The sequence below is a fragment of the Streptomyces sp. NPDC031049 genome, from assembly GCF_055571015.1.
In genome coordinates, this window is sequence record NZ_JBVIGC010000038.1 from 1 (window position 1) to 10,167 (window position 10,167).

General features: G+C 73.7%; 8 protein-coding genes. 7 read left to right on the forward strand and 1 reads right to left on the reverse strand.

Annotated elements, in window-relative coordinates; translation table 11 throughout:
* Window positions 1-386 precede the first annotated feature (386 nt).
* Window positions 387-1,070, reverse strand: coding sequence for a nucleoside/nucleotide kinase family protein (locus ACZ45Q_RS33830; protein WP_468268979.1), 684 nt, complete (start codon window positions 1,068-1,070; stop codon window positions 387-389).
* A 97-nt stretch (window positions 1,071-1,167) separates the two neighbouring features.
* On the opposite strand from ACZ45Q_RS33830, the gene ACZ45Q_RS33835 reads away from it, so the two are divergent.
* The 7 genes from ACZ45Q_RS33835 (at window position 1,168) to ACZ45Q_RS33865 (ending at window position 9,981) form a co-directional block, all read left to right on the forward strand.
* The gene (locus ACZ45Q_RS33835) at window positions 1,168-1,908 is read left to right on the forward strand and encodes an HAD family hydrolase (protein WP_468268982.1); all 741 of its coding nucleotides are present in this window, start codon (window positions 1,168-1,170) and stop codon (window positions 1,906-1,908) included.
* Window positions 1,905-4,259 carry a glycoside hydrolase family 65 protein gene (locus ACZ45Q_RS33840; protein ID WP_468268985.1) on the forward strand — a complete coding sequence of 785 codons (2,355 nt, stop codon included), beginning with the start codon at window positions 1,905-1,907 and terminating at the stop codon, window positions 4,257-4,259. Before ACZ45Q_RS33835 ends, ACZ45Q_RS33840 begins: the two co-directional genes overlap by 4 nt.
* 124 nt (window positions 4,260-4,383) lie before the next feature.
* On the forward strand, window positions 4,384-5,877 hold the full coding sequence (locus tag ACZ45Q_RS33845; protein WP_468268988.1) for a hypothetical protein: 1,494 nt from the start codon (window positions 4,384-4,386) through the stop codon (window positions 5,875-5,877).
* A 159-nt stretch (window positions 5,878-6,036) separates the two neighbouring features.
* Complete coding sequence (locus ACZ45Q_RS33850; protein ID WP_468268991.1) at window positions 6,037-8,427, forward strand: ATP-binding cassette domain-containing protein; 2,391 nt, start codon at window positions 6,037-6,039, stop codon at window positions 8,425-8,427.
* Between the two features lie 132 nt (window positions 8,428-8,559).
* Window positions 8,560-8,934 carry a helix-turn-helix transcriptional regulator gene (locus tag ACZ45Q_RS33855; RefSeq protein ID WP_468268997.1) on the forward strand — a complete coding sequence of 125 codons (375 nt, stop codon included), beginning with the start codon at window positions 8,560-8,562 and terminating at the stop codon, window positions 8,932-8,934.
* Window positions 8,935-8,944: 10 nt separating this feature from the next.
* Entirely contained in the window at window positions 8,945-9,361 is a 417-nt protein-coding gene (locus ACZ45Q_RS33860) for a VOC family protein (RefSeq protein WP_468268994.1), read from the forward strand.
* A gap of 134 nt (window positions 9,362-9,495) precedes the next feature.
* Window positions 9,496-9,981, forward strand: coding sequence for a DUF5709 domain-containing protein (locus ACZ45Q_RS33865; protein ID WP_468269000.1), 486 nt, complete (start codon window positions 9,496-9,498; stop codon window positions 9,979-9,981).
* Window positions 9,982-10,167: the final 186 nt, after the last annotated feature.

Consider the following 10,167-nt stretch of genomic DNA (forward strand, 5'->3'; position numbering starts at 1 on the left):
CCCTCCCCCCCCCCCCCCCCCCCCCCCCCCCCCCCCCCCCCCCCCCCCCCCCCCCCCCCACCCCTCCCCCCCCCCCCCCCCCCCCCCCCCGCTACGGGCGGTAGCCGCAGGGGCGGCGCGCACCTCCGTGGACGCCGGGACCGGCTCTCACGGCCGGCCGACGCCGATCGAGCGCCCGACGCCGTCGCCCGTCCACCGCCGTCGGAGAGCTCCGCCGGCGCCTTCGCCGCCGCACCGGGACGGGACAACCACGAGCCCGCGGCTACCTCCAGGCCCCGCCGCGAGCACCTGCGCCGGCGGCCCGAGCCGGCGGCGCCTACGTGGGCCCGTTGCACGGGGCGGCGCCTATGCGGGCGGGTCCCGGTGGGTGGCGCCTGCCTCGGTGCTCACCCCGCCCTGCGGCCCTGCCGGTCCAGGTGGCGCATCGGCAGCACGAGGTCCGCCCGGTGACGGGTGGCGGCCACCAGTGCGGCGTTGCGTTCGTCGGAGCGGTGCACCCAGGCCACCGCCGCCTCGTGGGACTTGCCGAACTCCTCGTGCCGGGCGACCAGTCGGCGCACCCGCTCCGCCTCGTCCAGCTCGCAGAACCACACCTCGTCCAGGCACGGCCGCACCCGCGCCCAGGCGCCCTCCTCCAGCAGCAGGTAGTTGCCCTCCGTCACCACCAGCCGCGCCGACGGCGGCACCGGCACGGCGCCCGCGAGCGGCTGCTCCAGCACCCGTTCGAATCCCGGCGCGTACACGACCTCGCCGTCCGCGGTCTCTCCGGCGTCCCCGGCCTCGCGCAACCGCCGCAGCAGCGCCGCGTACCCGGCCGCGTCGAAGGTGTCCGGGGCGCCCTTGCGGTCGCGGCGGCCCAGCCGGTCCAGTTCGGCGTCGGCGAGGTGGAAACCGTCCATCGGCACCCGCGCCACCCAGGGTTCGCCGGTGCCGTTCAGTTCCCGCACGAGGCGCTCGGCCAGGGTCGACTTGCCGGCGCCGGGACTGCCGGCGATGCCGAGGATCGCGCGCCGGCCGGCCCGCGGCAGCCGGCGGGCCCGGACCAGGAGGTCGTCGAAACTGGGCGGCATGCAGCCGAGTGTGTCACCCGCACGGTCGCACCGGTGCCCCGGCACCGTGTGCGGGACCACCCGATGGGACGCGCCGCGGCGGGGAACTGTGACGGGTATGACGACGCAGCTCGGCCTCCCCACCGGTATCCAGGCCTGCCTCTTCGACCTCGACGGGGTCCTCACCCGGACGGCGGTGGTGCACGCCGCCGCCTGGAAGGAGACGTTCGACGCGTTCCTGCGCGAGCGGGACGGGGCGGACTTCCGGCCCTTCACCGACGCCGACTACGACCAGTACGTCGACGGCCGCCCCCGCGCCGACGGAGTGCGCACCTTCCTCGCCTCCCGCGGCATCGAACTCCCCGAGGGCGAACCGGACGACCCACCGGACGCGCGGACCGTCAACGGCGTCGGCAACCGCAAGAACGAGCTGCTCCTGGAGAAGATCCGCACCGACGGCGTCGAGGCCTACGACGGCACCCTGCGCTACATCGAGGCCGTCCGCGCCCACGGCCTGCGCACCGCGATCGTCTCCTCCAGCGCCAACACCGTCGACGTGCTGCGCTCCATCGACGCCGAGCGCCTGTTCGACGTACGGATCGACGGGGTGGTGGCCCGTGAACGGAACCTGCCGGGCAAGCCGAACCCCGACACCTTCCTCGCCGCCGCCCGCGACCTGGGCGTCGAGCCCGCCCGCGCCGCCGTCTTCGAGGACGCGCTGGCCGGCATGGACGCCGGCCGCTCGGGACACTTCGGCTACGTCGTCGGCGTCGACCGCGTCGGCCAGCGGGACGCCCTCTACGCCCACGGCGCCGACCGCGTGGTCGAGGACCTCGCCGAGCTGGGAGGCCGGTCGTGATCACCAACCTCACGTACGCGGTGGAGCCGTGGTCCGTGCGCGAGACCTCCCTCAACCTGGACCTGCTGGCCCAGAGCGAGTCCGTCTTCGCCCTGTCCAACGGACACGTCGGCTGGCGCGGCAACCTCGACGAGGGCGAACCGCACGGCCTGCCCGGCACCTATCTCAACGGCGTCCACGAACTGCACCCGCTGCCCTACGCCGAGGCCGGCTACGGCTATCCCGAGTCCGGCCAGACCGTCATCAACGTCACCAACGGCAAGCTGCTCCGGCTGCTGGTCGACGACGAGCCCTTCGACCTGCGCTACGGACGCCTGGTCACCCACGAACGCACCCTGGACCTGCGCCGCGGCGTGCTGGAACGGGTCTGCGAGTGGACCTCACCGGCCGGCTCCACGGTCCGGGTGCGCTCCACCCGGCTGGTCTCCCTCACCCAGCGGGCGATCGCCGCCGTGAACTACGAGGTGGAGCCCGTGGACAGCCGCACCCGCGTGGTCATCCAGTCCGAACTGGTCGCCAACGAGAGCCTGCCCGACCCCGACGGCGACCCGCGCACCGCCAAGGCGCTGCAATCCCCGCTGGAGCAGGAGGAGGACCTCGCCCTCGGACGGCGACTGCGCCTGGTCCACCGCACCCGGCGCAGCGGGCTGCGCGTCGCCGTCGCCGCCGACCACGTGGTCGAGGGCCCGGACGGGTTCACCACCAGCGGCGAGAGCAACGTGGACGTCGCCCGGCTGACCGTCACGGCCGTCCTGGAGCCCGGGCAGACGCTGCGCGTGCAGAAGACCGTCGCCCACGGCTGGTCGGGCACCCGCTCCCGGCCCGCGATGAGCGACCAGGTCGAGGCCGCGCTCGCCGCCGCCGCGCACAGCGGCTGGGCCGGGCTGCTCGCCGAACAGCGGGCCTACCTGGACGACTTCTGGGCCCGCGCCGACGTCGAGGTGCACGGCGACGAGGAGATCCAGCAGGCCGTGCGCTTCGCCCTCTTCCACGTCCTTCAGGCCGGTGCCCGCGCCGAGCAGCGGGCGATCCCCGCCAAGGGCCTGACCGGCTCCGGCTACGACGGCCACGCCTTCTGGGACACGGAGATGTTCGTGCTGCCCGTCCTGACCTACACCGAGCCCCGGGCCGTGGCCGAGGCGCTGCGCTGGCGCCGGGACACCCTGCCCGCGGCCCGCGACCGGGCGGCCCAGCTGGGCCTGCGCGGCGCCGCGTTCCCCTGGCGGACCATCGACGGCTCGGAGGGGTCCGCGTACTGGCCGGCCGGCACCGCGGCCTTCCACGTCGCCGCCGACATCGCGCACGCCGTCGTGCGGTACACCGCGGCCACCGGGGACACCGGCTTCGAACGCGAGACGGGCCTGGAACTGCTGGTGGAGACCGCCCGGCTGTGGCGCTCCCTCGGCCACCACGACCACCACGGCACCTTCCACATCGACGGTGTCACCGGCCCGGACGAGTACAGCGCCATCGCCGACGACAACCTGTACACCAACCTCATGGCGCGGGCGAACCTGCTGGCCGCCGCCGACGTCTGCGAGCGCTACCCCGACGAGGCCGCCCGGCTCGGAGTCGACGACGAGGAGAGCGCCACCTGGCGGGACGCGGCCGAGGCCGTGCACATCCCGTACAACGAGGAGACCGGCGTCCACGAGCAGCACGCGGGCTTCACCCGCCACCAGCGCTGGGACTTCGCCCGCACGGGAGCCGGCCAGTACCCGCTGATGCTGCACTTCCCCTACTTCGACCTCTACCGCAAGCAGGTGATCAAGCAGGCCGACCTGGTCCTGGCCATGTACACCTGCGGCAGCTGGTTCGACGAGCACTGCGACGACGACCAGATCGCCCGCAACTTCGCCTACTACGAGCCGCTGACCGTGCGCGACTCCTCCCTGTCGGCCTGCTGCCAGGCCGTGGTCGCCGCCCAGACCGGCCATCTGCGGCTGGCCTACGACTACGCCGCCGAGGCCGCCCTGATGGACCTGGCGGACCTGGAGCACAACACCCGCGACGGACTGCACATCGCCTCCCTGGCCGGCACCTGGATGGCCCTGGTCGCCGGGTTCGGCGGCACCCGCCGCCAGGGCGAGACACTGGCGTTCGCGCCCCGCCTGCCCGAGAAGTTCAGCCGACTGGCCTTCCGGCTCCAGTTCCGCGGCCGGTGCGTGCGCGTGGAGATCGGCGCCGGCCGGGCGACGTACACGCTGCTGTCCGGCCGGCCCCTGACCATCCGTCACCACGGGGCGGACGTCCCCCTGAACGGCGACGGTCCCGTCACCCGCCCTGTCCCCCCGGTGAAACGCCGCCCGTCCCCCGACCAGCCGCCGCACCGCCGCCCGGGCTCCCGCTGACGGGCGCCGGCCCGCCGGGGCGCCCGACCGGGCCGGATTCCCCCCTGCGTAACCCGCGTGCAAGGGATAGTTTTGTGCCTGTTTTAGGGCGATTTCTCTCACGGGGGCGACCGAAGGGCGGACGATGGCCAACGGGGTGAGCACCAAACGCGGCATACGGCGCCGTGCCGGGGGCCCGCGCCCCGACGGCACGGCCCCCGCCGCCGGCACGTGGCCGCTCGCGGCCGTGGCCGGCGCCTTCACCCTGGCCCAGCTCCTCCTCGTCCGCCCCGGCATGGGCCTCGGCTGGGACGAGACCGTCTACGTCAGCCAGGTCACCACCCACACCCCGGCCGCCTTCTTCAGCGCGCCCCGCTCCCGCGGCGTCTCCCTGCTGGTGGCCCCCGTCGCCTCCTGGTCGTCCTCCACCGAACTGCTGCGGATCTATCTCGCCCTCCTCTCCGGCCTCGGCCTCTACCTGGCCCTGCGGTGCTGGCGGGGCCTGTTCCCGGTCCGCGTCCTGGCCACCGGCGGAGCGCTGTACGCCTCCTTGTGGATCACCCTCTTCTACGGCCCGCAGGCCATGCCGAACCACTGGGTCGCCATCGGCGCCCTGGTCTGCGTCGGCTCCTTCCTGCGCGCCCGGCGGGACCCCTCCCGCCGGGCGGCGCTGTGGGGCGTGGTGGCCGGCGCGGCCCTGATGGCGTGGATGCGGCCCACGGACGCCGTCTGGGTCGCCCTGCCGCTGCTGGCGCTGACCCTGCTGCGCCGGCACTGGACGCCGCTGCTCGCCCTGGCCGGCGGACTCGCCGCCGGGGGAACGGAGTGGGTGGTCGAGGCGTACGTCTGGTACGGCGGTCTCCTGGAGCGGATGGCCGAGGCCTCCCGCATCCAGGGCGGGCTCGGCTGGGGCTTCGCCGTCGACGACCAGCTGCGCAGCCTCGGCGGACGCGCGCTGTGCCGCTGGCCGTGCACCGGGTCCCCGCCGCATCCGGTGGTCACCGCCTGGTGGTTCCTGCTCCCGGTCCTCGCCGTCCTCGCACTCGCCGTCGCCGTGCGCGCCGGGCGCAAGGCCCGCACCCTGATCCCGCTCGCCTGCGCCACGACGGTCGCCCTGCCCTACCTGTTCATGATCGACTACGCGGCGCCCCGCTTCCTCCAGCCCGCCTACGCCCTGCTGGCCGTCCCCGTCGCCGACGCGCTGTGGCACCTGGTGAGGCGCCCCGGCGGGCAGTGGCGGCCCCTCGCCGCGACCCTGGTGGCGCTCGGGCTGGCCGGGCACCTCGCGGTGCAGCTGACCGTCCTGGTGTTCACCGTGGACCGCAACACCGACAGCCGGCGCGACTGGGCCCATGTCGCACAGACCCTGCACGGCCTCGGCGTCCGCCCGCCCTGCCTGCTCACCGGGCACGAGGCCATCCCGATCGCCTATTACACGGGCTGCTCCTCCGGCAACACCGGCGGGAACAACGAGAACATCACCGTCGCCGAGATCACCGCCGCCGCCCGGCGCATGCCGGTGGCCGCCGTCACCGGCCCGGGCGGCACCCCGCCCGGCTACGCCCGCACCTGGACCCCGCACCGGATCACCGACCTGGAGATCCGCGTCGCCCCGCGGACCGGAGCGGTCAGGAACTGAGAAGCGCGGCGCCCCGCGGTCCGCATAGCCTCGGTGCGTCATGGACCAGGCCTCGAGGCCGGCTCGAGACCGCCGGACGCGGCGGCGAGAAGCTGGTTGGATCGGGCCGGACGAGCCGAACCGGGCCGCGAGGCCGGACCGCCCAGGGATGGAGAGACGATGAGCAAGGCGCCGAAAACCGATGCGCTCTCGCCCGAGCCGCACGCCGCCGACACGCACGACATGATCCGGGTGCACGGCGCGCGTGAGAACAACCTCAAGGACGTCAGCATCGAGATCCCGAAGCGCCGGCTGACCGTCTTCACCGGCGTCTCCGGATCGGGCAAGAGCTCCCTGGTGTTCGACACGATCGCCGCGGAGTCCCAGCGGCTGATCAACGAGACCTACAGCGCCTTCGTCCAGGGCTTCATGCCGACGCAGGCGCGGCCCGAGGCCGACGTCCTCGACGGGCTGACCACCGTGATCAGCGTCGACCAGCAGCGCATGGGTGCCGACCCGCGCTCCACCGTCGGCACCGCCACGGACGCCAACGCGATGCTGCGGATCCTGTTCAGCCGGCTGGGCGACCCGCACATCGGCGGGCCCGGCGCGTTCGCCTTCAACGTCCCCTCGGTGAAGGCCAGCGGCGCGATCACCGTCGAGCGCGGCAACAAGAAGACCGAGAAGGCCACCTTCACCCGCACCGGCGGGATGTGCCCGAACTGCGAGGGCCGCGGAACGGTCTCCGACATCGACCTCACCCAGCTCTACGACGACTCCAAGTCGATCGCCGAGGGCGCCTTCACCATCCCCGGCTGGAAGTCGGACAACGTCTGGACCGTGGGCCTGTACGCCCAGTCGGGCTTCCTCGACCCGGACAAGCCCATCCGCGACTTCACCGACAAGGAGATGCGGGACTTCCTGCACGGGGAGCCCACCAAGGTCAAGGTCAACGGCGTCAACCTCACCTACGAGGGGCTGATCCCCAAGATCCAGAAATCCTTCCTGTCCAAGGACAAGGAGGCGATGCAGCCGCACATCCGGGCGTTCGTGGAGCGCGCGGTCACCTTCACCGCCTGCCCCGAGTGCGGCGGCACCCGGCTCGCCGAGGCGGCCCGCTCCTCCAGGATCAAGGGCGTCAACATCGCCGACGCCTGCGCGATGGAGATCCGCGACCTGGCCGAGTGGATCCGCGGCCTGGAGGAGCCGACGGTGGCGCCGCTGCTGGCCAAGCTCCAGGCCACCCTGGACTCGTTCGTGGAGATCGGCCTCGGCTACCTCTCGCTGGACCGGCCGGCGGGCACCCTGTCGGGCGGCGAGGCACAGCGCGTGAAGATGATCCGCCACCTCGGCTCCTCCCTCACCGACGTCACCTACGTCTTCGACGAGCCCACCACCGGCCTGCACCCCCACGACATCCAGCGGATGAACGACCTGCTGCTGCGGCTGCGGGACAAGGGCAACACCGTGCTGGTGGTGGAGCACAAGCCGGAGACCATCGCGATCGCCGACCACGTCGTGGACCTCGGCCCCGGCGCGGGCACGGCGGGCGGCACCGTCTGCTTCGAGGGCACCGTCGAGGGCCTGCGCGGCGCCGACACCGTCACCGGCCGCCACCTCGACGACCGGGCGAGCCTGAAGGAGACGGTGCGCACACCCAAGGGCGCCCTGGAGGTCCGCGGCGCAACGGCGAACAACCTGCGCGACGTCGACGTCGACATCCCGCTCGGAGTGCTGACCGTCGTCACCGGCGTCGCCGGCTCGGGCAAGAGCTCGCTGCTGCACGGCTCGATCCCCGCCGACGAGGGCGTGGTGTCGGTCGACCAGAGCCCGATCCGCGGCTCCCGGCGCAGCAACCCGGCGACGTACACCGGACTGCTCGACCCGATCCGCAAGGCCTTCGCCAAGGCCAACGGCGTCAAGCCCGCGCTGTTCAGCGCCAACTCCGAAGGCGCCTGCCCCACCTGCAACGGCGCCGGGGTCGTCTACACCGACCTGGCGATCATGCAGAGCGTCGCCACCACCTGCGAGGACTGCGAGGGCAAGCGGTTCCAGGCCGCGGTGCTCGAGTACCACCTCGGCGGCCGGGACATCAGCGAGGTGCTGGCGATGTCGGTGACCGAGGCCGAGGAGTTCTTCGGCGCCGGCGACGCGCGGACACCGGCCGCCCACAAGATCCTCGCCCGCCTCACCGACGTCGGCCTCGGCTACCTCACCCTCGGCCAGCCGCTGACCACGCTCTCCGGCGGTGAGCGGCAGCGGCTGAAGCTGGCCGTGCACATGGCCGAGAAGGGCGGCGTCTACATCCTCGACGAGCCGACCACCGGCCTGCACCTCGCCGACGTCGAGCAGTTGCTCGGCCTGCTCGACCGGCTCGTCGACTCCGGCAAGTCGGTGATCGTCATCGAGCACCACCAGGCCGTGATGGCCCACGCCGACTGGATCATCGACCTCGGCCCCGGCGCCGGCCACGACGGCGGCCGGATCGTCTTCGAGGGCACGCCCGCCGAGCTGGTGGCCGCCCGCTCCACCCTCACCGGCGAGCACCTCGCGGCCTACGTCGGCGCCTGACCCGGGCCCGCGCGGGCCGGGACGGCCGGTCCCACACCGCCGCCGCCCGGCCGGCGGCGGTGTGGGACACTCGGGGACGTGAAACGGCCCGATCTCGACGACCTGGTCCGGCTGCGCCGGGCCCGTGACCGGATGGACCGCGACTACGCCGAGCCGCTGGACGTCCCGGCCCTGGCGCGCGAGGCCCTGATGTCGGCGGGCCACTTCTCCCGCAGTTTCCGCGCCGCCTACGGCGAGACGCCGTACAGCTACCTGATGACCCGGCGCATCGAGCGCGCCAAGGCGCTGCTGCGCCGCGGCGACCTGACGGTGACCGAGGTCTGCTTCGCCGTCGGCTGTACGTCGCTCGGGTCCTTCAGCACCCGCTTCACCGAGCTGGTCGGCGAGAGCCCGAGCGCCTACCGCGCCCGCAGCCACGACCAGGGGGCCGCCGTCCCGGCCTGCATCGCCAAGATCTACACCAGGCCGGTCAGGAACGGAGAAGCGCCCGGCGCCGGACGACCGTAGCGTGTGCGGCATGGACATCAAGCTCTCCACCTGCTTCATCGCCGTCGACGACCACGACAAGGCGATCGCCTTCTACCGCGACGTGCTCGGCCTGGAAGTGCGCAACGACGTCGGGTTCGAGGGAATGCGCTGGGTCACCGTCGGATCGCCCGCGCAGCCGGACGTGAGCATCGTGCTGGAACCGCCCGCCGCCGACCCGAGCACCTCGCCCGCCGACAAACAGGCCCTGGCGGAACTGATGGCCAAGGGCCTGCTGCGCGGCGTCCTCTTCGCGACGGAGGACTGCGACGCCACCTTCGAGCGCATCAGCGCCTCCGGCGCCGAGGTGCTCCAGGAGCCCATGGACCAGCCCTACGGGGTCCGGGACTGCGCCTTCCGCGACCCCGCCGGCAACCTGCTGCGCTTCACCCAGCCGCTCAAGCAGTGACCGGGGCGCTCCCGCGCCGGCCTCCCGGCGTACGCCCGTACGGGCGTACGCCGAGGTTAGAGATCGCCTGACGGGAAACGCGAATGCAGACACCCGTCACGACCGAGGCGACGCAGCGCGAGAGGGAGGCAGCGATGGGCACGGACCCGATGGCCGACGACGCCTACCAGCCCACCGGAAGCAACGAGGAGCAGGAGGACGCCGCGCCGCTCGACCTCCAGGACGCCGTCGACGAGCGGGACTACGACGAGACCCTGGACGAGGGCTACTCACCGCCCGAGAAGCCGCTCGGCGTCACCAAGCACGGCACCACCGCCGCCGAGCAGCACGACGGGGAGACGCTCGACGAGCGGCTCTCCCAGGAGGTCCCCGACGTCACGGAACGGCCCGGGGACGGGGTCGGCGACCAGCCCGACGGCGAGGGCGAGCCCGTGGACCCCGAGGCGGGCACCGACCGCTCCGGCCGGCTCGTCGCCCCGGACGAGGGGGCGCGCACCGACACGACCAAGGAGACGGTCGCCCAGGACGTGGGCATCGACGGGGGCGCGGCCGGGGCGGAGGAGGCCGCCATGCACACCGTCGAGGACGAGACGGCACTGCCCGACCGCGAACAGCGGTGACGCGTGAGCCCGAAGGGCGGTGAGCCGTGAGCCGTGAGCCCGACGGGCGGTGACCGGTGACCTCGACTCCGAAGAGCGGTGACCCGTGTACCGGGGGGGGGGGGGGGGGGGGGGGGGGGGGGGGGGGGGGGGGGGGAGGGGAGGGGGGGGGGGGGGGGGGGGGGGGGGGTGGGGGAGGGGGGGGTG

Coding starts and splice junctions, on each gene's coding strand:
- ACZ45Q_RS33830 (WP_468268979.1), bottom strand. CDS start 1,070: ATGCCGCCCAGTTTCGACGACCTCCTGGTCCGGGCCCGCCGGCTGCCG.
- ACZ45Q_RS33835 (WP_468268982.1), top strand. CDS start 1,168: ATGACGACGCAGCTCGGCCTCCCCACCGGTATCCAGGCCTGCCTCTTC.
- ACZ45Q_RS33845 (WP_468268988.1), top strand. CDS start 4,384: ATGGCCAACGGGGTGAGCACCAAACGCGGCATACGGCGCCGTGCCGGG.
- ACZ45Q_RS33850 (WP_468268991.1), top strand. CDS start 6,037: ATGAGCAAGGCGCCGAAAACCGATGCGCTCTCGCCCGAGCCGCACGCC.
- ACZ45Q_RS33855 (WP_468268997.1), top strand. CDS start 8,560: ATGGACCGCGACTACGCCGAGCCGCTGGACGTCCCGGCCCTGGCGCGC.
- ACZ45Q_RS33860 (WP_468268994.1), top strand. CDS start 8,945: ATGGACATCAAGCTCTCCACCTGCTTCATCGCCGTCGACGACCACGAC.
- ACZ45Q_RS33865 (WP_468269000.1), top strand. CDS start 9,496: ATGGGCACGGACCCGATGGCCGACGACGCCTACCAGCCCACCGGAAGC.